General features: G+C 69.7%; 21 protein-coding genes. 10 read left to right on the top strand and 11 right to left on the bottom strand.

All coding sequences use genetic code 11. The features are described 5' to 3' along the window. Positions 1-43: 43 nt before the first annotated feature. The 3 genes from JIX56_RS04075 (at position 44) to JIX56_RS04065 (ending at position 4,521) form a co-directional block, all read left to right on the top strand. Positions 44-625 carry an SMI1/KNR4 family protein gene (locus JIX56_RS04075; RefSeq protein WP_257537385.1) on the top strand — a complete coding sequence of 194 codons (582 nt, stop codon included), beginning with the start codon at positions 44-46 and terminating at the stop codon, positions 623-625. 164 nt (positions 626-789) lie between these two features. Then, positions 790-3,681, top strand: coding sequence for a helix-turn-helix transcriptional regulator (locus tag JIX56_RS04070; RefSeq protein ID WP_257537384.1), 2,892 nt, complete (start codon positions 790-792; stop codon positions 3,679-3,681). Positions 3,682-3,996: 315 nt separating this feature from the next. Continuing rightward, entirely contained in the window at positions 3,997-4,521 is a 525-nt protein-coding gene (locus tag JIX56_RS04065; RefSeq protein WP_257537383.1) for a hypothetical protein, read from the top strand. A gap of 183 nt (positions 4,522-4,704) precedes the next feature. On the opposite strand, the gene JIX56_RS04060 is transcribed toward JIX56_RS04065, so the two are convergent. After that, entirely contained in the window at positions 4,705-5,184 is a 480-nt protein-coding gene (locus JIX56_RS04060) for a MarR family winged helix-turn-helix transcriptional regulator (protein WP_306819818.1), read from the bottom strand. A gap of 217 nt (positions 5,185-5,401) precedes the next feature. On the opposite strand from JIX56_RS04060, the gene JIX56_RS04055 reads away from it, so the two are divergent. Further along, a complete protein-coding gene (locus JIX56_RS04055) occupies positions 5,402-6,397 on the top strand; it encodes an alpha/beta hydrolase (RefSeq protein ID WP_257537382.1) in 996 nt (331 codons plus the stop codon). 33 nt (positions 6,398-6,430) lie between these two features. On the opposite strand, the gene JIX56_RS04050 is transcribed toward JIX56_RS04055, so the two are convergent. From JIX56_RS04050 to JIX56_RS04035, 4 genes are all read right to left on the bottom strand, one after another. After that, positions 6,431-6,595 carry a hypothetical protein gene (locus JIX56_RS04050; protein WP_257537381.1) on the bottom strand — a complete coding sequence of 55 codons (165 nt, stop codon included), beginning with the start codon at positions 6,593-6,595 and terminating at the stop codon, positions 6,431-6,433. Between the two features lie 36 nt (positions 6,596-6,631). Beyond that, on the bottom strand, positions 6,632-8,851 hold the full coding sequence (locus tag JIX56_RS04045; RefSeq protein WP_257537380.1) for an NADP-dependent isocitrate dehydrogenase: 2,220 nt from the start codon (positions 8,849-8,851) through the stop codon (positions 6,632-6,634). Positions 8,852-9,188: 337 nt separating this feature from the next. Beyond that, positions 9,189-10,274, bottom strand: coding sequence for a mechanosensitive ion channel family protein (locus JIX56_RS04040; RefSeq protein WP_257537379.1), 1,086 nt, complete (start codon positions 10,272-10,274; stop codon positions 9,189-9,191). A 287-nt stretch (positions 10,275-10,561) separates the two neighbouring features. Next, the gene (locus JIX56_RS04035) at positions 10,562-11,479 is read right to left on the bottom strand and encodes a lysylphosphatidylglycerol synthase transmembrane domain-containing protein (RefSeq protein ID WP_257550715.1); all 918 of its coding nucleotides are present in this window, start codon (positions 11,477-11,479) and stop codon (positions 10,562-10,564) included. Between the two features lie 297 nt (positions 11,480-11,776). On the opposite strand from JIX56_RS04035, the gene JIX56_RS04030 reads away from it, so the two are divergent. Further along, on the top strand, positions 11,777-13,681 hold the full coding sequence (locus JIX56_RS04030; protein ID WP_257550714.1) for an ABC transporter ATP-binding protein: 1,905 nt from the start codon (positions 11,777-11,779) through the stop codon (positions 13,679-13,681). 22 nt (positions 13,682-13,703) lie between these two features. Here JIX56_RS04030 and JIX56_RS04025 read toward each other — a convergent pair whose 3' ends face one another. The 6 genes from JIX56_RS04025 to JIX56_RS04000 form a co-directional block, all read right to left on the bottom strand. Then, complete coding sequence (locus JIX56_RS04025) at positions 13,704-14,390, bottom strand: DUF6766 family protein (protein ID WP_257537378.1); 687 nt, start codon at positions 14,388-14,390, stop codon at positions 13,704-13,706. 87 nt (positions 14,391-14,477) lie between these two features. Further along, on the bottom strand, positions 14,478-14,909 hold the full coding sequence (locus tag JIX56_RS04020; protein ID WP_257537377.1) for a hypothetical protein: 432 nt from the start codon (positions 14,907-14,909) through the stop codon (positions 14,478-14,480). 135 nt (positions 14,910-15,044) lie between these two features. Beyond that, positions 15,045-15,785 carry a metallophosphoesterase family protein gene (locus tag JIX56_RS04015; RefSeq protein WP_257537376.1) on the bottom strand — a complete coding sequence of 247 codons (741 nt, stop codon included), beginning with the start codon at positions 15,783-15,785 and terminating at the stop codon, positions 15,045-15,047. Beyond that, on the bottom strand, positions 15,782-16,093 hold the full coding sequence (locus JIX56_RS04010; protein ID WP_257537375.1) for a BON domain-containing protein: 312 nt from the start codon (positions 16,091-16,093) through the stop codon (positions 15,782-15,784). Before JIX56_RS04010 ends, JIX56_RS04015 begins: the two co-directional genes overlap by 4 nt. Next, entirely contained in the window at positions 16,077-16,694 is a 618-nt protein-coding gene (locus JIX56_RS04005) for a nucleotidyltransferase family protein (RefSeq protein WP_257537374.1), read from the bottom strand. Before JIX56_RS04005 ends, JIX56_RS04010 begins: the two co-directional genes overlap by 17 nt. 441 nt (positions 16,695-17,135) lie before the next feature. Further along, on the bottom strand, positions 17,136-18,632 hold the full coding sequence (locus JIX56_RS04000; protein WP_257537373.1) for an FAD-binding protein: 1,497 nt from the start codon (positions 18,630-18,632) through the stop codon (positions 17,136-17,138). A gap of 523 nt (positions 18,633-19,155) precedes the next feature. Between JIX56_RS04000 and JIX56_RS03995 the strand changes: the two genes are divergently transcribed. The 5 genes from JIX56_RS03995 to JIX56_RS03975 are packed head-to-tail and all read left to right on the top strand — an operon-like array spanning position 19,156 to position 23,058. Then, positions 19,156-20,364, top strand: a complete 1,209-nt coding sequence (locus tag JIX56_RS03995; protein ID WP_257537372.1) for a sensor histidine kinase — start codon at positions 19,156-19,158, stop codon at positions 20,362-20,364. Then, a complete protein-coding gene (locus JIX56_RS03990; RefSeq protein ID WP_257537371.1) occupies positions 20,361-20,762 on the top strand; it encodes a roadblock/LC7 domain-containing protein in 402 nt (133 codons plus the stop codon). The genes JIX56_RS03995 and JIX56_RS03990 overlap by 4 nt, the downstream gene beginning before the upstream one ends. Then, complete coding sequence (locus JIX56_RS03985; protein ID WP_257537370.1) at positions 20,759-21,136, top strand: DUF742 domain-containing protein; 378 nt, start codon at positions 20,759-20,761, stop codon at positions 21,134-21,136. Before JIX56_RS03990 ends, JIX56_RS03985 begins: the two co-directional genes overlap by 4 nt. Further along, a complete protein-coding gene (locus tag JIX56_RS03980; RefSeq protein ID WP_257537369.1) occupies positions 21,111-21,704 on the top strand; it encodes a GTP-binding protein in 594 nt (197 codons plus the stop codon). Before JIX56_RS03985 ends, JIX56_RS03980 begins: the two co-directional genes overlap by 26 nt. A gap of 13 nt (positions 21,705-21,717) precedes the next feature. Continuing rightward, positions 21,718-23,058, top strand: coding sequence for a cytochrome P450 (locus JIX56_RS03975; RefSeq protein WP_257537368.1), 1,341 nt, complete (start codon positions 21,718-21,720; stop codon positions 23,056-23,058). The last annotated feature ends 300 nt before the right edge of the window (positions 23,059-23,358 follow it).

Below are 23,358 nucleotides of genomic sequence, written 5' to 3'. Positions count from 1 at the left end.
CGCGTACGGTGCCGTGGAGCCACGAGATCAAGGACCGTAAACGTTGATACACGAGAGCCTGGCAGTTCTTCGCCGCGCCGCCGAGGCCGGAACGGTCACGATCACGGCGTCGGGCCCCGCCTCGGCAGACGCTGTCCGCCGCCGGGAAACGGGCCTGAAGCCGCACTTCGGCACGATCAACTGGGCGGCCCCACCCGGCTATCGGGCCCTCCTCGCCGAGCACAACGCCTTCACCTGCCGAGGCGAGTTCGGCCATGACATCGTCATCGTCGGCGACGAGGACATGGTCGCGCTGAACGCGAATATCGTGCACATGCCGGAGCACACAGACACTGGTGGCGACGGCCGTCGCCTGTCCACCAACCACCTGGTCGGCTTCGCCGATTCCGGCGCGGAGGCAGTCTGGTGCTTCGACGTCACGCAGCCGGACGCGGACGGCGAGTATCCCGTCTACCTCCGCGAGCAGGGCGAGGAGCGCGCACGCTACGTCGAGAGCGGCGACTGGGAGGTCCCGGCCGACTCGGCCCCGGACTTCGCCAGAAGTCACTGGCATTGGCAGCCGGCCCGATCTCGCGGGTCTTCGGGGCTCAGCAGTGTCAGACGACCGCTGGAGTGCGCGATGTAGATGACATCGCCCATCCTGGCGCACACGTGCGGTGTCCGAATCGGTTCCGCCCGCACTGCCCGGGGCCCTGGGGGAGGGTCTCTGTGATGTTGCGCAATCCGTTACGTAGGATCTCATATGCAAAGTCCCCGACGGCCGAGTGGCAGGGGGACGGTGAGGTAGATGTGACTCCGCTGGTCAGCCGAACGACCGAGTTGGCGCGCCTGGACGAAGTACTCGACCGGACACTCGGTCGTGACGGCGATTCGGCGGTCGTGGACCTGGCCGGGAACGCGGGCATCGGCAAGAGCCGGCTCATGGCCGAGTTCTGCCGACGGGCGCGGGACCGGGGGATGACGGTGCTGCGTGGCCGGGCCACGGAGTACGAACAGCACATCCCCTACCAGCCGTTCAGGGATGCACTCGCCGACCACGACATGGAGCTGACGGATCGCGGCGGCGCCGGGGACGGGCACAGCGACCGGTTCGGGCTGCACCGGTCCGTCGCGAAGCTGCTCGTCCGGATCGCCACGGCCGGCGGCGGGACGGGCCGCAGGACCGGCCACGGGACCGGCCGCCCACTCGGCCGAGGGCTCGTCGTGGCCCTGGACGACCTGCACTGGGCCGACCCGGCGTCCCTGGAACTCCTCGACCACCTTGTCCGTCATCCCCCGCACGCCCCTGTCGTGATCGTTGTGGCCCGTCGCGACCGCCAGACCGCGGCCTCCCTCGCCGCCGCACTCACGCGGGGCATCGACCTGGGTACGGTGCTCCGGCTGGACCTCGGACCGCTCACCGAGCGCGAGTGCGTCGAGGTCCTGGCCCCCCGACTGGCGCCCGGTCTGCCGCCCGGCCGGGCCGTCGAGTTGTACGCCGCCAGCGACGGCAACCCGCTCTACTTGCTCGCCCTCCTGCAGGCCGAGCAGGCTGAACCGGCCGGACAGTGCCGACGACATGGCGGCTCACCACCGCACTCCGCCGGGCTCGGCTCCCTCCTGCTGGACGAACTGACCCCGCTGACCGCGGGACAGCGCCGTACCACCGAGGCACTTGCCATCCTGGGCGACCATGCCACCGTCGCCCTGCTGGCCGTGGTGACCGGCCAGGACGAGGCCGGTATCGACGCGGACCTGGAAACGCTGGCCGCCCGCGATCTGCTCCGCCCGAGCCCGGGTGGGCGGTGGTCGCTGCGCCATCCGGTGCTGCGGGCGCTCGTGCACGAGAGCACCGACCCCATATCGCGCGTCCGCATGCACCGCCTGGCCGCCGCCGGACTGGCCGACGTCGGCGCTCCCGCCACCGAACGCGCCCACCACATCGAGCGGTCGCTGACCGGCTGGGACCCGGAGGCCGTCGCAGTACTCGCCGAAGCGGCCGAACGGTCCGCCGCCACCGCACCCGCGAGCAGCGCCCACTGGCTGGGCGTCGCCCTCGCACACCTGCCCGACCAGCCGCGGCACGCCACACTGCGCCGTGACTTGATGCTGCGCCGGGCCCGAGCCCTCGGCGTCTGCGGAGGACTGCGGGAGAGCCGCGACCTGCTGCACGAGGTGATCGCCATGTCGCCACCGGACGAGGCGGGGGCGACAAGCGTGCGGGCTTCCGCCGTGACGCTGTGCGCCGTGATGGAACGTCACCTCGGGCGCTACGCGGAGGCGGTCGCGCTGCTCCGCCGCGAGCTCTCCCGTATCCCTGGCCCGACCCCCGCAGATGCCGTCGAACTCGGCCTGGAGCTGGGCTCGTCCGCGCCGCATGCCACCGCATACCCGCTGGTACGTGCCGAGGTGGCACGCACCCTCGACCTGGCCCGGTCGCTGGGCGACGAGGTCGCCGAGGCAGGCGCGCTCGCGATCTCGGCCCTCGGGGAGACGTACGAAGGCGAGATTCCCGCCGCACGGGAGGCCACCGACCAGGCGGCGGCTCTCGTCGACGCGCTGACCGATCACGACCTCGCGGGCCTGTGCGAGCCGCTGTTCCGGCTGAGCTGGGCGGAGGTGTTCCTGGAAAGGTACGCCGATGCCGAACGGCACGCCGATCGCGGTCTGGCCATCGCGCGGCGCGGCGGCAAGCTGTACGTCCTGCCGCACCTGCTGCTGTGCAAGGCGCACATCCACACACAGACCCTGAGGATGGCCTCGGCCGTGGAACTCGCGGACGAGGCCGAGGCCATCGCCCGCGGCATCGGCAGCGACGAACTGCTGGCCTTCGTCCTGGGCAGCAAGGCCCATGCCCTGGTCCCCGCCCTTGCGTACGACGACCGGACCGCACTGGCGGTGGCCGAGGAAGCGGTCGCGGTGGCCGGTCCGGGCACCAACTGGTGGGCGTCCATCGCCTGGTGCATGCTCGGCTACGTGGAGATCCACGTCGGCGACCCCCAGCGTGCCCGGACCGCCCTCCTCCGCGCGGGAGGTGACGACCTGAACGCACTTCAGCCGTGCATACGTCCGCTCCTCCTGGAGATCCTGGTTAGCTCCGCCGTCGCCACGGGCGACACGGACTCGGCCAGGGCCTGGGCGGAGCGGGCCGGCAAGGAGGCCGAGCAACTCGACCTGCCGTCGCAGCGGGCCTCGGCGCTGCGCAGCGCGGCCCACATCGCGCGTACCGAAGGCGACACGGCGACGGCGGTCGAACTGTTCGAGGAAGCCGTGGAGCAGTCGGCCCGTGTCGGAGCGGTCCGGTGGGAGGCATTCAGCCTGCTGCTCGGCGCCCCCCTGACCGCGGCCGCCGGTCACCCGGACCGCGCCCGAGCCATGTGGACACGCGCCCGGCACCTCGCCGCGACCGGCGGTGCACGTCTGCTGACCGGCCTGGCGGACGTGTTCCGCCCGGCCGTGTTCGGCCCCCCGGCCGCCGGCGACGCGCCCGACACCGTGTCCGCGCCCCTCTCCCGCCGCGAACGTGAGATCGCCGCCCTGATCGCCGAAGGCCTGACCACCCCCGACATCGCAGCCCGGCTCTACCTCAGCCCCCGCACGGTCGAGAGCCACCTCAGCCGCATCTACCGCAAGACTGGCGTCACGTCGCGGGCCGGCCTCGCTGTCCTCCACATTCGGTCCGAGCTGCGCGACGGACCGTAGGGACGACCGCCCGTCGATGAGGGGTGGTGCCCGGGGCCTGCGGCCCTGCCGGCGGAAGGACGCGCGTGGACGGCCTGGGCCGCGGCCCGAACTGAAACCGGTCCTGGCCCCGGATCAGGTCGAACCCGTACACCATCTCCATGGACGCAACCTTCCCACGAGAACAGGGCCGTCGCGGGACTCCCTGTGCTCGGCAGCTGCGGTCCACCGGTCCCGGCGGCTGGACAGGCGGCCAGGGCACCCGGGTTTGTGGAGGACAGCGTGGACAGGCCAGAGAGCGTCCCGGACTGTCGACGTGTCGCTGGAAGCGGCGACGTGGCGACGGCTGTGCTCGCGGTGCGCCGCATGGGTATCGGGGGTCGGCCGACTACCGGGCTGGGCATGTTCCTGCGGGCCCTCGGCGGGACGGGCCTGTTGCACCAGTCGCAGTCCTACACGGCGCCGGACGAGGACGAATGCTGGACCGACGAGGAGGCACGGGACGCCGCTGTGCTTCTTCGTGCTGAACAGAACCTTGACGGTGATGACGACGAGGAGGCGGAAGGCGGCTCATCGGTACGGGATGCACGTGAGGACGCCGAACATCTGTGGGGCCTGATCTTCTCCCATTGGCGCGGCGCGGGACGGAGCCTGTATCGGGCACAGGCCGTCCTCGCTCCCTTTCCCTGGCTGGAGGAGTGGGCGAAGCCGTCACTGACGGCCAAGATGAGGTACCTGGAGACGCTGCGGGCCCAGGCGGCCCGGTTCGCGAACCCGGGTTTCCGGGCACCTGAACGGCACGCGCGACACCGCACGCCATGCTCCTTGTTTTCTGGCCGTATGTGCAGACAAAAAGGATGACCCCTACTCCTGGGGGTCAAGGGGTCGCAGGTTCAAATCCTGTCGTCCCGACCAGCTTTGTGGCAGGTCGGAGGCCGTTCTCTCCTATAAGGGGAGGGCGGCTTCTCGCGTGCCTGGGGGCGCGATCGCCTCCTGAGGATGTACGGCGGCGACACCGCCTTCCCCGGGCATACTCCCCTCAACTCATCCCTGGCTGACGTTCGCCGTGAGGAGTCGGAGCAACTGCTTGGTGAGGGTGTGCTGTTCGGGGGTCAGGCCCATGGCGTCGCCGATGTCCACGGGGACGGTCCGGGCCCGCTCCTTGAGCTGGGCCCCGGCCTCGGTGAGGCGGATGGCGACGGAGCGCTCGTCGTCCGTACGGCGCTCGCGGCGGAGCAGGCCGCCGGCCTCCAGGCGCTTCAGGAGCGGGGAGAGGGTGCTGGACTCGAGCTGGAGCGCGGCCCCCAGATCGCGCACGGAGATCGAGTCCTGCTCCCAGAGCACGAGCATGACCAGGTACTGCGGATAGGTCAGCCCCAGTTCGTCGAGCAGCGGCCGGTAGCGGGCCGTGACCGCGCGGGAGGCGGCGTACAGGGCGAAGCAGAGTTGATCGTCCAGGAGGAGGCTGTGCCCCTCTGCCGGCGCCGCTCCGGCTGTGCTCACGATGTCGCCGGCTGTGCTCACGGTGTCGCTCCTCGGTCCCGTGCTCTACATGACGATCTCCAACCCTACCTTTGAGTGCCCTCGATTGTATCTGGCACTAAATGGTCGTGCGATAGACAGTAGGGCGATAATTGGTTGTGCACTACTTAATCGCGCGCTACTGTTGTGGCTGTGTCGCCGACCACGGCGAACGACGCCGACCGAGCCTGCCCGCGGCACCGCATCCGAGGAGATCGCCATGTCCGAGACCACCGGCACCACCGGAATCACCGGCACAGCCGGCCCCCGTCCCGTCCTGGAGCCCGCCGCCGCGGCCTTCGCGGAGGCGACCGCGAACCCGCCGTATCTGTTCGACCTCGGGCCGGTCGAGGGCCGTAAGACCGTCGACGAGGTGCAGTCGGGCGACGTCGCCAAACCGGCCGTGGACGAGGAGTGGGTGACCGTCCCGGGTGGGCCCACCGGCGAGGTCAGGGCGCGTGTCGTCCGCCCGGTGGGAGCCAAGGGTGTGCTTCCGGTGATCCTCTACATCCACGGCGCCGGCTGGGTCTTCGGCAACGCCCACACCCACGACCGGCTGGTGCGCGAACTGGCCGTGGGCGCACGGGCCGCGGTCGTCTTCCCCGAGTACGACCTCTCGCCCGAGGCCCGCTACCCGGTCGCCGTCGAGCAGAACTACGCGGTGGCCCGCTGGATCGTCACCGAGGGCGCCGGCCACTACCTGGACGCCACGCGTATCGCCGTGGCCGGTGACTCCGTCGGCGGCAACATGAGTGCCGCGCTGACCCTGATGGCCAAGGAGCGGGGCGATGTGCCCCTGGTCCAGCAGGTGCTCTTCTACCCGGTCACCGACGCCGCCTTCGACACCGGCTCCTACGACCAGTTCGCCGAGGGCTACTTCCTGCGGCGGGACGCCATGCGCTGGTTCTGGGACCAGTACACGACCAGCGAGAAGGAGCGCGCCGAGATCACCGCGTCACCGCTGCGCGCCACCCCTCAGCAGCTCAAGGGCCTGCCCCCGGCCCTCGTCATCACCGCCGAGGCCGACGTCCTGCGCGACGAGGGCGAGGCGTACGCGAACAAGCTCCGCGCGGCCGGCGTACCGGTGACCGCCGTGCGCTACCAGGGCATCATCCACGACTTCGTCATGCTCGACGCCCTGCGCGAGACGCATGCCGCCGAGGCGGCGATCGGGCAGGCGATCACCACCCTGCGCTCGGCACTCGGCACCGACTGACGGGCAGCACGCAAGGGTGTCCGCCCGCGGCCGCTACGGGCGGACCAGCGAGGGCTGAGCCGCGCTGGGGCAGGACTCGGTGGCGACCGTCTCCGAGTTCGCCGGCAGCGTGCCGATGCGGCGGTTCTCCTGCGCCCCGGCCGGAAAGCACACCGCCCCGGCCGGGAACGATTCCGGCCGGGGCGGTGCTGTGCGCAACCGTGGTCCGCGGTCCGCACAGGGCGTGCGTGAGGGTCAGGCGAAGTTCGCCAGCGTCTCGTTCCACGTGGCCGACGGGCGCATGACCGCGGCGGCCTTGGCGGGGTCGGGCTGGTAGTAGCCGCCGATGTCGGCCGGCTTGCCCTGGACGGCGATCAGCTCGTCGACGATGCGCTGTTCGTTCGCCGTGAGCGTCTCGGCGAGCGGGGCGAAGGCCTTGGCCAGGTCGGCGTCGTCGGTCTGGGCGGCCAGCTCCTGGGCCCAGTACAGGGACAGGTAGAAGTGGCTGCCGCGGTTGTCGATGCCGCCGACGCGACGCGAGGGGGACTTGTCCTCGTTGAGGAAGGTCGCCGTGGCGCGGTCGAGGGTGTCGGCGAGGACCTTGGCGCGGGTGTTGCCGGTGACCGTCGCGTACTGCTCCAGGGACGGCACCAGGGCGAAGAACTCGCCGAGGGAGTCCCAGCGCAGGTAGTTCTCCTTGACCAGCTGCTGGACGTGCTTCGGGGCGGAGCCGCCGGCGCCCGTCTCGAAGAGGCCGCCGCCCGCCATCAGCGGGACGACCGACAGCATCTTGGCGCTGGTGCCCAGCTCCAGGATCGGGAACAGGTCGGTGAGGTAGTCACGGAGCACGTTGCCGGTCACCGAGATGGTGTTCTCGCCGCGGCGGATGCGCTCCACCGACAGCTTGGTGGCCTCGACGGGGGCGAGGACACGGATGTCCAGGCCCTCGGTGTCGTGCTCCGCCAGGTACGCGTCGACCTTGGCGATCAGGTTGGCGTCGTGGGCGCGGGTCTCGTCCAGCCAGAACACCGCCGGGTCGCCGGTGGCGCGGGCGCGGGTGACGGCCAGCTTCACCCAGTCGCGGATCGGGGCGTCCTTGGTCTGGCAGGCGCGGAAGATGTCACCGGCGGAGACCGTCTGCTCCAGCACCACGTCGCCGGCCTGGTCGACGAGGCGGACCGTGCCGGTGGTCGGGATCTCGAAGGTCTTGTCGTGGGAGCCGTACTCCTCGGCCTTCTGCGCCATGAGACCGACGTTCGGGACCGAGCCCATGGTCGACGGGTCGTAGGCGCCGTTGGCGCGGCAGTCGTCGACGGCGACCTGGTAGACACCCGAGTACGAGGAGTCCGGGAGCACCGCGAGGGTGTCGGCCTCCTGGCCGTCCGGACCCCACATGTGGCCGGAGGTGCGGATCATGGCCGGCATCGAGGCGTCGACGATGACGTCGGACGGCACGTGCAGGTTGGTGATGCCCTTGTCGGAGTCGACCATCGCAAGCGCCGGGCCCTCGGCGAGCTCGGCGTCGAAGGAGGCCTTGATCTCGGCGCCCTCCGGCAGGGCCTCGAGGCCCTTGTAGATGCCGCCCAGACCGTCGTTCGGGGACAGACCGGCCGAGGCCAGCGTCTCGCCGTACTTCGCGAACGTCTTCGGGAAGAAGGCGCGCACCACGTGGCCGAAGACGATCGGGTCGGAGACCTTCATCATCGTGGCCTTGAGGTGCACGGAGAACAGCACGCCCTCGGACTTGGCGCGGGCGACCTGCGCGGTCAGGAACTCGCGCAGGGCGGCGACGCGCATCACGGAGGCGTCGACGACCTCGCCCTCGAGGACGGGTACGGACTCGCGCAGCACGGTGGTGGAGCCGTCGTCGCCGACCAGCTCGATCTTCAGCGAGCCGGCCTCGGAGATCACCGCGGACTTCTCGGTTGAGCGGAAGTCGTTCTCGCCCATGGTCGCGACGTTCGTCTTCGAGTCGGCGGACCAGGCGCCCATGCGGTGCGGGTGGGCCTTGGCGTAGTTCTTGACCGACGCGGGGGCGCGGCGGTCGGAGTTGCCCTCACGCAGGACCGGGTTCACGGCGGAACCCTTGATCTTGTCGTAGCGGGCGCGGATCTCGCGCTCCTCGTCCGTCTTCGGGTCGTCCGGGTAGTCCGGCAGCGCGTAGCCCTGGCTCTGCAGCTCGGCGACGGCGGCCTTGAGCTGGGGGATCGACGCCGAGATGTTCGGCAGCTTGATGATGTTCGCCGCGGGCGTCTTGGCCAGCTCGCCCAGCTCCGAGAGGGCGTCCGGGATGCGCTGACCCTCCTCCAGGTACTCCGGGAAGACGGCGATGATGCGCCCGGCCAGCGAGATGTCACGGGTCTCGACGGAGACGCCGGCCTGCGAGGCGTACGCCTTGATCACGGGCAGGAACGAGTGGGTCGCCAGGGCGGGCGCCTCGTCAGTGTGCGTGTAGATGATGGTCGAGTCAGTCACCGGGTGCTCCGCTCCACGTCTGCAACATTGCTCGACATCAAGATATCTCGTGATCGGACGGGACTCGACAGGGGTCGGGGTGTGGGTGTGCGTGGCACCACGGATGTTTCTCGCCCCCGCCGCCCCTACCCGTCCCGTCCCCAGGGGCCGCGTGCCCCTTCGACCCCCGTCACAGACTCGGGGCTCCGCCCCGGACCCCGTTCGCGCAGTTCCCCGCGCCCCTGAAAAGGGGCGCGGGGAACTGCGCGAGAAGCCCCACTCACCCGCGGTTGGGGGTCGAAGGGGCACCGCCCCTGGGGACGGGACGGGACGGGTAGGGGCGGCGGGGGCGAAGAATCTAGGGCGCCACCTCGACCGTGGCCTCCCGCTGATGCGGGATCTCCACGCCCCCACCCGGACCCGGCTGGAGCGTGATCGCCCGCCGGGGCACCGGGACGCTGATGCCCTCCGCCCGGTACCGCTTGTGCAGCCGCTTGATGAACTCGTGCTTGATCCGGTACTGGTCGCTGAACTCGCCGACCCCGAGGATCACGGTCATCCCGATGCGCGAGTCGCCGAAGGTGTGGAACCGTACGGCGGGCTCGTGGTCGGGGACGGCGCCCTCGACCTCCTTCATGGTCTCGGCGATCACCTCGTTGGTGACACGCTCGACATGCTCCAGGTCGCTGTCGTAGCCGACGCCCACCTGCACGAGCAGGGTCATGTCCTGCTCGGGCTGGTTGAAGTTGGTCATGTTGGTGCCGGCGAGCTGACCGTTGGGGATGATCACCAGGTTGTTGGAGAGCGACTTGATCGTCGTCTGCCGCCAGTTGATGTCGACGACATAGCCCTCCTCGCCGCTGCTCAGCTTGATGTAGTCGCCGGGCTGGACCGTCTTGGAGGCGAGGATGTGGATGCCCGCGAAGAGGTTGGCGAGGGTGTCCTGGAGCGCCAGGGCCACCGCGAGACCGCCGACGCCCAGCGCGGTGACCAGCGGGGCGACCGGGATGCCCAGGATCTGGAGGATCACCAGGCAGCCGATCGCGAGGACCGTGACCCGGGTGATGTTCACGAAGATCGTCACCGAACCCGCGACTCCGGCCCGGGACTGGGCGAGCGAACGCACCAGACCGGCGATCACCCTGGCCGACGTGATCGTGGCCACGAGGATGAACAGCACCGTCAGGGACTGGTTCACGGTGTGCTGCACGGTCTTCGTCAGCGGCAGCACCGCCGCCGCGGCCGCCGCGCCGCCGACGAACGCGCTCCAGGGGACCAGGGAGCGCAGTGTGTCGACGATGACGTCGTCACCGCCCCAGCGGGTCTTCGTCGCGTGGCCGCCGAGCCAGCGCAGCAGCAGCCGCAGCAGGAACGCGGCCAACAGGCCCGCGACCAGAGTGATTCCGGCCACGAGGTAGTCGTCGAGGGTGAGGGCCCGGGTCATCGGTCGCCTCCCGAGGGGCGCGGGGAGCGGCCGACCGGCCGTATGTCGGGTCCCACGGGCCGTATGTGATGTGTCGTCACTTGCCACCTGCTCGAATCCGGAATGCACGATCACGCTTGCCCGGACGTGTGTACGACGTCGGGCGCGACCGCTCATCCTGCCGTATCCATACGGCTGATCGGCACCGGACCTGCGTGGATCGGCCGACGACCGGCCACCGGCTCAGCGGGAATGTCCGGATGTGCACCGCCGGGACGGCTCCCTCGCTCCGGCGCCCGACTCCGAGGTCAGATCACCTTCAGCCGGACCAGCGCGCCGAGCGTCAACGCGCCCGGCAGCAGCGGCAGCCAGACCGTGATGATCCGGAACGCCAGCACCACCGCGGTCGCCACGGCCGCCGGGCCGCCGGCCGCCACCAGGGCGACCACGAGCGCGGCCTCCACGGTGCCGAGGCCGCCCGGTGTCGGCACGAGGGCGACCGCGACCGTGGCGGCGAGATAGGCGAGCGCCATGTGCGTGACAGGTATGTCGAGGCCCAACGCCAGCCCCACGGTGACCAGTCCGGTCGCCTGGAGTGCCGGGAACGCCAGCGAACCGCCCCACAGCGCGAGGATCCGCGTCGGCCGGGTGTGCACCGAGCGGGCCTCGCCCAGCGCGGTCCGCGCGAAGCCGAACACGGCCGCACGCAACGGTCGTACGAGGAGGACCACGGCCACGGCGACGCAGACGGCGGCGACGACCGCGATCAGCAGGGGAGTCGATGTGCCCTCAGGAAGAAGGGGGCCGAGTCGCAGTGCCTTGGGGAACGCGAGCAGCAGGGCCAGCAGCAGGCCGACCCGGGCGATCGACTCCGCGAGCAGATACAGCGCGAGCGCCGCCGACGAACGGGGCAGCGACACTCCGCACACCGTCATGAAGCGCAGGTTCACCGCGCTCGCGCCCAGACCGGTCGGCAGCAGATGGTTCGCCGCGCCCGCCGCGAACTGGGTGGCCAGCAGCCGCCCCGCGGGCAGTCGCTCGACGAGCGCGCCCTGCCGGGTCACGGCTGCCGCGACCCACGTCAGACATGTCACACCGATCGCCACCACCAGCCAGGGCCACCGCGCGGTCGCGAGATGGGCGAACCCCTCCACGAGAACGGAACGGTGGCGCACGGCGACCACCAGGACCAGGACGAGGGGGAGAAGACAGAGGATCCGCCGCACCGGAACACGCCGGCGGAGCCCCCGCCCCCGGCCGCCCCGCTCCGGGACCTGGCCTTCTCCGTCACTCTGCTCCCGGCCCTGACCCCGACCGTCGTCCTGCTCGTCCTGCTCCTGTGTCCGGCCCTCGGGCAGTCGTATCGCGCTCACACCGGGAGAGGTTCTCCATGCCCGGCCAACAGGGGGTTGCGGGCGCGGGGACGGCGGTTGACCGGCGGTGGACTTCACCGCGTGCGGGCGTCCTCCACGGCGGATGTTGACCTCAAGCATGGTCGAGGTTCTAACGTCCTTCGTATGAGTATGGAGACCACCGCCTGGACCCAGCTGCAGGGCATGATGACCGCCCAGCAGCAGAGCCGCCCCTTCGCCCGGACGACGCTACGGCGTATCGGCGCCTTCGCCCGTCCACATCGTCGCCGTATCACGTGGTTCGTCGGCCTCAGTGTCGTGACCGCGCTGCTCGCCGTCGCCACGCCGGTGCTCGCGGGGAACGTCGTGGATGTGATCGTGTCGGGTGGGGACGAGGCACTCGTCGTCCGCCTTGCCGTGCTCATCGCCCTCATAGCGGTCGCCGAAGCGGCGCTCGGGCTGCTGGGCCGACGATTGTCGGCCACACTCGGAGAGGGACTCATCCTCGATCTGCGGACCGCCGTCTTCGATCATGTGCAGCGCATGCCGGTCGCGTTCTTCACACGTACTCGTACGGGAGCGCTCGTCAGTCGACTCAACAACGACGTCATCGGCGCCCAGCGGGCGTTCAGCAACACCCTGTCCGGAGTCGTGAGCAACCTGGTCACGCTGCTGCTCACCCTCGCCGTGATGCTCACCCTCTCCTGGCAGATCACCCTCCTCTCGCTCGTCCTGCTCCCCGTCTTCGTCATCCCGGCCCGGCGCATGGGCCGCCGTATGGCCAGGCTGCAGCGGGAGGCGGCCGACCTCAACGCGGCCATGGGCACCCGCATGACCGAGCGCTTCTCGGCGCCCGGCGCCACCCTGGTCAAACTCTTCGGACGGCCCGAGGACGAGTCCGCCGAGTTCGCGATGCGAGCCAGCCGAGTGCGGGACATCGGCGTGCGCACGGCGATGGCGCAGTCGGCGTTCATCACCGCCCTCACCCTCGTCTCGGCCCTCGCGCTCGCCCTGGTGTACGGCCTCGGCGGCTGGTTCGCGCTGCGCGGCACCCTGGAGGCCGGCGCGATCGTGTCCCTGGCGCTGCTGCTGACCCGGCTGTACGCACCGCTGACCGCGCTGGCCGGGGCGCGCGTCGAGATCATGAGCGCCCTGGTGAGCTTCGAGCGCGTCTTCGAGGTGCTGGACCTGAAGCCGCTCATCGAGGAGAAACCGGACGCCCGCGAGGTGCCCGAAGGGCCGGTCGCAGTCGAGTTCGACGACGTCCGCTTCGGCTACCCGTCCGCCGACAAGGTCTCCCTCGCCTCCCTGGAGGAGGTGGCCGCCCTCGACACCCGCGGCGGCACCGAGGTCCTGCACGGTGTCTCCTTCCGCGCCGAACCCGGCCAGACCGTCGCCCTCGTCGGCTCCTCCGGCGCCGGCAAGTCGACCGTCGCCCAGCTGCTGCCCCGGCTGTACGACACGGACGCGGGCGCCGTCCGTATCGGCGGCGTCGATGTGCGCGACCTGAGCGCGGCGTCGCTGCGCGGCACCCTCGGCATGGTCACCCAGGACGGCCACCTCTTCCACGAGACCGTCCGCGCCAACCTGCTCCTCGCCCGCCCCGACGCCACGGACGACGACCTGTGGGACGTCCTGCGCCGGGCCCGCCTCGACGACCTCGTACGGTCCCTGCCCGACGCCCTCGACACCGTCGTCGGCGAGCGCGGCTACCGCCTCTCCGGCGGCGAACGCCAGCGCATGACCATCGCCCGGCTGCTCCTGGCCCGCCAGCGCGTCGTCATCCTCGACGAGGCCACCGCCCACCTCGACAACACCTCGGAGGCAGCCGTCCAGGAGGCCCTCGCCGAGGCGCTGGAGGGCAGGACCGCCGTGGTCATCGCCCACCGTCTGTCGACCGTACGGACCGCCGACCAGATCCTCGTCGTCGAGGCCGGCCGGATCGTGGAACGCGGCACGCACGAGGAGCTGCTGGCGGTCGGCGGACGGTACGCGGAGCTGTACCGGACGCAGTTCGACAAGTCGGCGGCGGAGGCCGACCGGCCGGTCGCGGAGTCGCCGGTCGCCGCCGCGTAGGAGCCGTGCGGTTCCCCGTGGTTCAGCCCTCGACGCCCGTCGACGTGTGGGCGGACCCGACCGGCTTGGACTCCGGGGAACCGCGCTGACGCAGATAGATCGAGAGGATCGCCATGGAGGCGATGGCGAGGAACTCCGACTGCCAGTTCTGCAGTGTACGGTCCCAGAAGTCGGCCGAGACGATGTACTCGGGCCAGCTCGTGGGCGCCTGAAGCTGCCTCAGCCGCTCCTCGTTGTACGCGGACACACCGGTGATCGACTGGGCGAGCCAGGACAGCACGAAGACGGCTCCCATGACATAGCCGAGCGAACTGGCGTACAGCTTGAGGCGGAGGCCGCCGGCCGCCGCCCAGCGGGGGGACTCCGGACTCGCGTGCGGCCCCACGCGCTGCTCCTCGTCGGACTCGACACCGCTCTTGTGCAGGCTCTTGGACTCCGGTGAACCGCGCTGCACCAGCCAGACCGTGAGGAAGACGTACAGGAAGAACTGCAGGTACTCGGACTGCCAGTTCTCCATGACGTCGACGGCGAAGTCCGAGGACGTCATGTACTCGCCGAGAGTGACCTGCTGGAGGTCCTCCGCCGCGAGCTGGTTGTTGAAGTCGGCGCGACCGGCGAAGGCCTGGCCGACCACGGCGAGCCCGAACAGCGTCAGAAAGGCGAGCCCCAGACTGTTCTCCCACAGGAACCGCCGCACGGCCCGAGTCACCGGTGCAGCACGCCCAGCGTGATGCAGTAGGCCAGACCACCCGCGATCACCAGCAGGCACAGGGCGAACATGACGCGCACGACGTCCTCACCCGCCCTTCAGCCGACACCGGTAGGGCCGCTCCGGCTGCGGGCCGCACCCGGCGGCGACGACCTTCCAGCCCCCGGAGAACTGAGACAGGAACAGGGTGTCCGTCGGGAACTCCACCCGGGCCTGGCGTCCGCTGACGTCGATGCCCTCGACGTCGTTCGAGGCCGCGGTGACGGACGGAACCTCCTCTTCCAGAACACCTTCCTCGCACGACGCCCCGGCGGACTGCTCGATCTCCTCCCGGACGGCCGGTGCCAGCACGGCACAGACGGCGACGCCGTCCCCCGCGCCCAGCGCCCGCTCGAAGTCGAGGGCCGCGTCCAGGGCCCCCGTGCGCCGCTCCTCGACCGTCCCGCAGCCGGTCGTCAGCAGCAGGACGGTTCCCGCCGCGGCTCCCCATCCCCATCGCCATCGCCATCGCCAGGGCATCCCAGGACCTCCCGTTCGGCTGTCGACGGATGTGTCGACGGACGGTAGCGCGGCCTCGCGGTCCGGCCCGGGCAGCGCGACGGGCACGGACACGCCGTCCCCCGGCTGGGGCAACGACCCCTGGGGCGTGCGGCCTTACGAGGCGCGGGCCCCGTCCACCGGCAACTGGTACACCGCGAAGGCGCGCCGGATGACCGGCTGGGCGACATTGCGCACCCGTACACCGCCGCTCGTGATGCCGTGCTCGGTGCCCAGATGGGCGTGGCCGTGGACGGCGAGGTCGGCGCCGGACTCGTCCATCGCCTCGGCCAGCAGATAGCTGCCGAGGAAGGGGTAGATCTCCAGCGGCTCACCGACGAGTGTGTCCGGCACGGGCGAGAAGTGGGTGAGCGCGATACGGACCGCGCAGCCGTCCTCCGCCAACGCGTCGAGGGCGCGGCGCAGACCGTCCGCGAGACCCCGGGTGTGGCGGACGAAGGCCTTCATCTCGGGTTCGCCGAACTCGCTGCCGCTGCGCCCGGCGAAGCCGCCGCCGAACCCCTTCGTCCCGGCAACCCCGACCCGTACCCCGTCGACGTCGAAGGCGGTTCCCTCGCCCTCCAGCACGGTCACGCCCGCGTCCCGCAACACGGCCGTCACGTCGTCGGGCCGCTCGGCGTGGTGGTCGTGGTTGCCGAGTACGGCGACGACCGGCACCGGCAGCCCCGCCACCTCGCCGGCCACGACCCGCGCCTCCTGCGGTGTGCCGTGGCGGGTGAGGTCCCCGGCGAGCAACAGGAGATCGGCGTGGTCGGGCAGCGTCTCGAACGCCGGGCGGAGCAGACCTCGGCTGTCCGGTCCCAGATGGATGTCCCCGACCGCCGCGACCCGGATCACGACAGCTCCTCCGAACGGTCCGGGTCCGGGGCGGTGACATCGGCCAACGTGATGTCCGCCCGTACGGCCACGCCCGGCAGCTCCGCCGCCGCGATCCGCAGGATCGTCTCGCGATCGGCCACCGTGGACGCCGTACCCGTGATGTGCACGGCGTCGCCGCGGGCCTCGATCCGCATCCCCAGCTCGGCCAGATCGCTCCGGGCGAGCCGCTCCTCGAGGTGGGCTATGCGGTACTCGGTGTGCGCCGCCGGGTGGGCGGCACCGTCCCCGGGCCCGCTCACCGGTGGGTTGTCATGTCCTGTCGCCATCGCCGGTCTCCTCCGGCTCGATCACATTGAGGCGTTCCAGCAGATAGAGGAAGGCGTCCGGCATCGGCTCGGCGCCGCATTCGCGCCGTACCCGACTCCAGTCGATCTTCTCGCGCAGGGTGCGGGCGATGGGCAGCACGGCACCGAAGTCGCAGTAGTGCTCGGAGAACGCCATGAGGCGCCCGATGAGCAGATCCGTCGGCGCCAGCACGGGCATCCACACGGATTCGACCGAGAGCATCTCCGCCCGGTCCAGCAGTTCGCGGCTGACCGGTCTCTGGGACGGCCGGAAGATCAGATCGACGTCCTGCCCCTGGCTGCGGGTCTTCAGCAGCCAGTCCTCGGGCGGCTCGACCACCTTCAGCCCCGCGGCCTCCAGCGTGACGGTGACGGCGTCGATGTCCTCCGGCAGCACACAGAAGTCGACGTCGTGCTGGAGCGTCCCCGGGCCGCCGTGCGCGTACACGGCGACACCGCCCGCCAGCGCGAAGGAGTGCCCACCGGCCTTGAGCAGCGAAGCGACCTCTTTGGCCGCTTCGAGGATGGCCTGGGTCCGGTCGGGAGGGAGCCCGTCGTCGTCCGGGCCGGCGAGATCGCCCATGCCTTCCACGATAGTGCGGCTCCAGCCGATGGCCAGATGTGCAACGCAGCTCACAGTGAGCCCCACTCACAGAGTAGGCGAACAGCTGAACCGGACAGTGCCCTGGACGAACGTCCTCCCGGCCGGAACCCCTGTCCTGGATGTCGCCCTGCGCGGTGAGGGGCGCCGGACCGGCCGACCAGGCGCCGGACGGGGACTGCGGGACGTCGTCGCATGCCCGTACGAGCACGGGTCCACGTGACCGAGCCGGTCACGGGCGTCCTCGCCCCCCGGCGGTGTCATGCCGATACGTCCGTCGCATGCGGCACACCGCGAAGCGCCAGGGGAAAGACCGCTGCTCGGGGACCGGCTGACGCGGTCCGGGAGGGCGAGGTCCGCGTTGCTCATCGAGGAGGCCGAGCGGCGACGTAGGGCGCGGTGGAGTACCGTCGGCGAGCCAGGTCAGAAGATGCTCGGGCCGGGAGTGAGGATGCCGCTCGGGTCGTAGTGATTCTTCCACGAGAGGAACTGCGCCCACATCGAGCCGTAGTGCGCTTGCCAGTCGGCTTGCGTGAACGCGCATGCGCCGTGCGGGTAGCGCACGCCGCCGAGGGCAGCCGCCTCCTGGTAGAAGCGATAGTTGCGGTCCATCATCCGTGACGCGAACTCAGGATCGGGGCCGGACTCCGCTGAATCGGTCAGCACGCTGACCAGCCAGACCCAGGGGCCGCCTGCCTCGTCGGGGAGTCGCAGCAGCGGTCGGCCGTAGCTCGAACGCAGCATCGGGAAGATCAGCCCGAAACCGGTCGGCCCCAGGTCCTCGGCGGTCAACGACGGGAACACCGACTCGACGTACTGCTCCACGGCGCCGTCCGGAAGGAACAGGTCCGACCAGGGCTTGACTTTCGCGTCCCAGTCCAGGTTCGCCGCGAACGCGTCGTACATGGTGGTGACCAAGGAGATGTAGTCGAGATAGGGGTAGTCCTCGAAGGCCGCCGCGTCCGCGGCCGAGCTGAGCCCACGGAGCAGATGGGACGCGTCGGGCACGTCGCCAGGGTTGTGGAAGACGGTGGCCCACAGCGTCAGCGGCTGCGCCGTGCCTGGCTGGGGAATGCTGCCGAGCGAGTCGAACTCGCCCCGGTTCGCAAGGACGCGGATGTCCTGGAAGAAGGTCGGTATGTCCGAGTACTCGATCCGGTACGTCCGAGCCAGCCGCTTGGCGGGCACCAGGTCGATGGTCGCTCGCGTGATCACGCCACACTGGCCCAGTCCGGCGAGTGCCGCCTCGAACAGGTCGCTGTTCTGCGTGCCCGAGCACCACTTCAGCCGACCCTCGCCAGTGACCACCTGGAGTTGCTGGGCGTGATCGACCTGCGCGCCGGCCCGATAGGCCGACATCATCCCGATGCCGCCCATGGACAGGGTCCCGCCGACTGTCGTCCTGATGTAGCTGGTGATCGACGCCGGCGTGAGACCCTGCTCGTACGCGGCCTCGATCACGTCCTTCCACAGCACGCCGGCATCGACGTCGGCGCCGTCCGTGCCGATCGAGTGGATCGTGTTCAGTGATTGCATTTCGATGATCAGGCCACCGCTCACGAGTGGTTGACCGAACATCGCGTGATGCGTGCCGGCCGGTGCGACCGTGATGTCGTGGTCGGCGCAGAAGCCGACCATCTTCCGGATGTCCTGGACCGAACCTGGCCGGAGCACCGCGCACGGTGTCCGGAACACGATGTTGCCCTGGTCGTGCGAATTCGCCGCGATGGATTCCGCGTCGAATGTGAGGGTGCCGTCGAGAGGTGGCGCTGTGGCGAACGAGGCACTTTCCGCGGCTGCGGCCTCCGTCACCCACTGCCGGGCAAGCAGATCGAAGCCCGCCACGAGTGCTACGGTCCCCGCTCCGCACCGGAACAGGAACTGACGTCTGTTGACGGGACCGGGTTCCTTGAGTGCCATGACAGCCTCCGTGGTGTTGATACGGCGGTTCGTCGGCACACCGCCTCGCCTTGTCGTCCTGCAATAGATTCCGCTTGCTTCCCATCATGGAGTCCGGGAGGCACATCGCGCGATGGGCCGAATCGCCAGCGGCGGCCTGACCTGTGGTCGGTGAACGAGTACATGGTGCTGCGCACCGGGCGCTTCCCGACCGGCTGGCCCTGGCAGTCAGGCACCAACCGCTGCCGGCCGGAGTCGATTCCGTATCGCCGCCGAGGGCGACGCCTCCAGCCGGCCTCGCCCCACGTGCGCGGCTGCTTGCCGTAGGGCTCAACCTTCGCAAGTACTCCGCAGATTGACGACCCGTCACCACCCGGAGTGGTGATACGATCACCGCACTTACCGAACGGACGGATGGGTGCAAAAGGAGCATCTCTCGCCATTGGTGGAGGCCTGGGTGGCAACCCCGGAGTGGCTGAGCCTTCGGTCTGTGTGAATTGACGGGAATTCAGTAGCTGGCTATCAGCCGCCTGAAGAAGGTCTCATGACGCAATACATACAAAATCCGGCACTCTGGGCACTCGTTGTCGTGACCCTTGCCGCCGTCGCCCTGATTGTTCGTCAGCGACGGGCGGCGCGGACATTACGACAGGAGATCGCAGGGCTCAGAAAGCACTACGGTGAGTTGGAGAGCCAATACTCGGAGTCCGTCCGTGCGGCCCAACAGGAAGCCGAGGGAGAAACGAGGACGGCCCTGAAGTCCGCCATGCGGACACTGCAGGGTCTCGCCGCCGAGCAGCAGCGCATCATTTCCGGGCTGCAGCGGAAGTACGGCGACTCCGTCATGCTCCAGGACCTCCTGGAGATCGACCACATGAACGCGCAGTTCGGTCGACGTGCCCAGTCCATCGCCGTGTTGTGCGAGGGCTGGCTCGGCCGGCACCGCGACACGGCCTCGGTGTACGACGTGGTCCGCAGTGCCCAGGGCAGGATCCGGCATTTCCAGCGGGCGCAGATCCTGTCGAAGGTCGACTTCGGTATCACCAGCCGGGCCGTCGAACCGGTGGCGCTGGCGCTCGCCGAGTTGCTCGACAACGCGACCAGTTACTCCAGCCCGGACACCGTGGTGGAGATCAACGTCCGCTCCGTGCCCAAGGGTGTCTGCATCGTCGTCGATGACGCCGGTGTCGGTATGAACGAGGAAGAGAAGGCCAGGGCCGAGAGGCTCCTGACGAGCGAGCGGGTCACGGGCGTCTCGGGGCTGGGCAACCCTCCGCAGTTCGGCTTCGCGGTGATCGGTGTCCTCTGCGAGCGCTTCGGCTTCACGGTGTCGGTGGACTCCACCTCCCCCTACGGAGGTGTGCGGGCGGTCGTGCTGCTGCCCGACGAGCTGCTGACCAGCATGCCGGAGCCGAGGCAGCCGACGGTGCCGGTGGACTCGGTGGCGCCGAAAGAGGTGCCGCCGCCGCCCGCCGAGGAACGTCCCTCGGTGTACGAGACCGACCCCGAGCCCTCGCTGCCCATCGCCACGACCGAGGACGGCCTGCCCAAGCGGCGGCGCAAGCGGCCGATGGCCCTGGTCTCGACCGACTCGCCCGCCTCACCGGCCACGAGGCGCCGCAGTGAGGACACGGCAGCGATCATGGCCGCCTTCAAGCAGGGCACGGACGCGGGCCGCGCCACACATCCGCAGGCGGGTGAGCGTCCGAGCAGCACCCGTGACGCAAGCAGCGAAGGGCACGAGGCCGAATGAACAACGATCTTTCTTGGATGCTTGACAGCGCCTTGGAGATCCCCGGAGCTCTCCACGCGGTTCTGGTCTCCTCCGACGGGTTGCTGAGGGCCCGTTCGAAGGGAGTGGACAAGGACGACGCCGACAAGGCAGCCGCCGCGATGAGCGGCATGCAGTCGCTCAGCCGATCGCTGGCGTTCTTCTGCTCCCGGTCGGATCTGCGGTGGCAGCAGACACTCGTCGAGTTCGACGGCGGCTGGATCTTCCTGATCTCGGCCGGTGACGGTGCCTACCTCGCCGTGTCGGCCTCCTCCGACATCGACATGGCGGACATCACCTTCCGCATGCAGCAACTCGTCGGCCAGTTGGGCAAGGTCATGACCGCTCCACCCCGGGAGAGCAGCGTGATACGGCCATGACCGATTCCGACAAGCAGGAGCCCGAGGCTGCCGAGTTAGTACGGCCGTATGTCATCACCGGTGGCCGCAGTCTTCCCGGTGAGAGCCAGTTTTCCCTGATCACACTGGTCACGGCGGTCGCCGACCAGCAGCAGCGGCCGGCGCGCCTCTCGCCCGAGGAGCAGGACCTGCTGAGTATGTGTGTCGGCGGTTACCTCTCCGTCGCCGAGATCGCGGGGCACACCCAATTGCCGGTGGGGGTGGTGAAAATCCTGCTGGCCGCGCTGTCCGAGGCCGGCTACCTCGTCACCCGCCCGCCGGTTCCGCGTGCTCCCGTCGCCAACCTGCAGATTCTCGAGGAGGTGCTCAATGGTCTCCAGTCCAAGTTTGGATGAGCGGGCGTACGTCCCGGACGGCGAGACGCAGACCGCCGTGAAGATCCTGGTCGTCGGGCACTTCGCGGTGGGCAAGACCACGTTCATCGGGTCGATCTCCGAGATCTCGCCGCTCTCCACCGAGGAGACGATGACCCAGGCGGGCGAGGCGATCGACGACCTCAAGGGCGTCCAGGGCAAGACCACCACCACGGTCGCCATGGACTTCGGCCGTCTCACCGTCAGCGACCGCGTCGTGCTGTATCTCTTCGGCACCCCCGGCCAGCTTCGCTTCGTGCAGATGTGGGAGGACATGGCCCGCGGCGCCCTCGGGGCGCTCGTGCTGGTCGACCCCGAGAGGCTGGCCGACTCATTCGCCGTGATCGACCTGATCGAGCAGTACGGACTCGACTACGCGATCGCGGTCAACCATTTCGACGGTACGTCGATACGTGACGCAAGGGCGCTGCGCGAAGCGCTGGATCTGCTCGACGACACCCCTATCGTCACCTGCGACGCGCGGGACGAGAGGTCGTCGGCCGAAGCACTGATCACGCTCGTCCGCTACTTGATGGACCGCGCCCGTTAGGAGCAGAGCAGACATGACCTCCGATTCCACCTTCCCCGCACCGCCACCCGGCTGCCCGGCCCACGACAGCGGACAGCGCGTTCCGTTGTACGGGCCGGATTTCGCGGCGGATCCGCAGGCGTACTACGCGCACATGCGGCACTACGGGCCGACCGCGCCGGTCGAGATCGCTCCCGGCGTGGACGCGACCCTCGTCACGGACCACGCGACGGCGCTGAAACTGCTCCAGGATCCCGGCAACTTCCGCAAGGACGCACGCCGTTGGCGAGACGTCGCCGAAGGCAAGGTCGGCCCGGACAGCCCGGTCGTGCCGATGCTGGGGTACCGGCCCAACTGCATGTTCACCGACGGCGCCGAGCACGCGCGACTGCGTCAGGCGGTCACCGACAGCCTCGCCAAGGTGGACTCCCGCCGACTGAGCGACATGACCAAGCGGGCCTCCGACTACCTCATGGCCCAGGTCGCCTCCCGCGGTTCGGTCGACCTGATGAACGACTACGTCAAGCAGCTGCCGCTCCTCGTGTTCAACGAGCTCTTCGGCTGCCCGGCGGACATCGGTGACAGGGTCGTCTTCGGCATATCCGGAGTCTTCGAAGGCGTCAACGCCGAGAAGGCGAACGAAGTGCTGGGGCAGGCCGTGTTCGAACTGGTGGCGCTCAAGCGGGCCAGGCCGGCCGACGACGTCACCTCGTACCTGATGCGACACCAGGCGCGGCTGACCGACGAAGAGCTGGTCCACCAGTTGATCCTGCTCCTGGGCGCGGGCGCCGAACCGCTGCGCAACCTCATCGGCAACACGTTGCACCGGTTGCTTCTCCACGACCGGTACGCCGACGGTGGCCTGATCGAGGAGGCCATCGACGACACGCTGTGGGAGAACCCGCCCATGGCGAACTACGCGCCGCACTACCCCGCGGCCGACATGGAGTTCGGCGGGACGAAGCTGCGGGCGGGCGATCTGGTCCTCGTCAGCATGACGGCCGCCAACACCGACCCGGCGCTCGCCGCCGCCCGCCAGACCGGCGGCAGGCGAGCCCACTTGTCATGGAGCGCCGGCCCGCACGCCTGCCCCTCGAAGGAACTCGCGCGGCTCGTCACCATGGTGGCCATCGAGAACCTGCTCAACCGGCTGCACGACATCGAACTCGCGGTGCCCGAGGACAGCCTGACCTGGCGTCCGGGCCCCTTCCACCGCGCCTTGGCCGCGCTGCCCTGCCGCTTCACCCCGCAGGTGGTGGAGCGGCCCAACCCCCCGCAAGCGACGCAGGCGCCCGCACTCGGCGAGAACACCCCGGCGGCCCGGAAAACGGAGCGAGGTGTGTGGGGCTCCTTCCTGTCCTGGTTGAAGGGGTGACGCACGCAACAGCCTGTAACAGAACGCACTGCATGAGTATTCAACCAAAGGGGTAGTAACGCGGCGACATTCGTGGTGACCAATGAACAAAGGGAGGTGTCGTGGAATACGTGTCCACCGGCGCCGCTTCTGCTCGACATCCTGACATTTCCCGCTCCCGACGACAGACCGCGTTACACCACGCGGAGACTGCGAGGGGCGTGCCCCGCCACCAGTCGCCGCGAGACGAGATACCCGCCCAGGTCGGCGGGTATCTTTCTGTGTCCCCTCGCACCCCCATCCACGGGACACAAGCCCCAC

It is taken from the genome of Streptomyces sp. CA-210063, from assembly GCF_024612015.1.
Classification (GTDB): Bacteria; Actinomycetota; Actinomycetes; order Streptomycetales; family Streptomycetaceae; genus Streptomyces.
This window is presented reverse-complemented; position numbering and strand designations above follow the sequence as displayed.

Coding starts and splice junctions, on each gene's coding strand:
- JIX56_RS04030 (WP_257550714.1), top strand. CDS start 11,777: ATGGAGACCACCGCCTGGACCCAGCTGCAGGGCATGATGACCGCCCAG.
- JIX56_RS04005 (WP_257537374.1), bottom strand. CDS start 16,694: ATGGGCGATCTCGCCGGCCCGGACGACGACGGGCTCCCTCCCGACCGG.
- JIX56_RS03980 (WP_257537369.1), top strand. CDS start 21,111: ATGGTCTCCAGTCCAAGTTTGGATGAGCGGGCGTACGTCCCGGACGGC.
- JIX56_RS03990 (WP_257537371.1), top strand. CDS start 20,361: ATGAACAACGATCTTTCTTGGATGCTTGACAGCGCCTTGGAGATCCCC.
- JIX56_RS04010 (WP_257537375.1), bottom strand. CDS start 16,093: ATGGCGACAGGACATGACAACCCACCGGTGAGCGGGCCCGGGGACGGT.
- JIX56_RS03995 (WP_257537372.1), top strand. CDS start 19,156: ATGACGCAATACATACAAAATCCGGCACTCTGGGCACTCGTTGTCGTG.
- JIX56_RS04020 (WP_257537377.1), bottom strand. CDS start 14,909: ATGCCCTGGCGATGGCGATGGCGATGGGGATGGGGAGCCGCGGCGGGA.
- JIX56_RS03985 (WP_257537370.1), top strand. CDS start 20,759: ATGACCGATTCCGACAAGCAGGAGCCCGAGGCTGCCGAGTTAGTACGG.
- JIX56_RS04000 (WP_257537373.1), bottom strand. CDS start 18,632: ATGGCACTCAAGGAACCCGGTCCCGTCAACAGACGTCAGTTCCTGTTC.
- JIX56_RS04055 (WP_257537382.1), top strand. CDS start 5,402: ATGTCCGAGACCACCGGCACCACCGGAATCACCGGCACAGCCGGCCCC.
- JIX56_RS04040 (WP_257537379.1), bottom strand. CDS start 10,274: ATGACCCGGGCCCTCACCCTCGACGACTACCTCGTGGCCGGAATCACT.
- JIX56_RS03975 (WP_257537368.1), top strand. CDS start 21,718: ATGACCTCCGATTCCACCTTCCCCGCACCGCCACCCGGCTGCCCGGCC.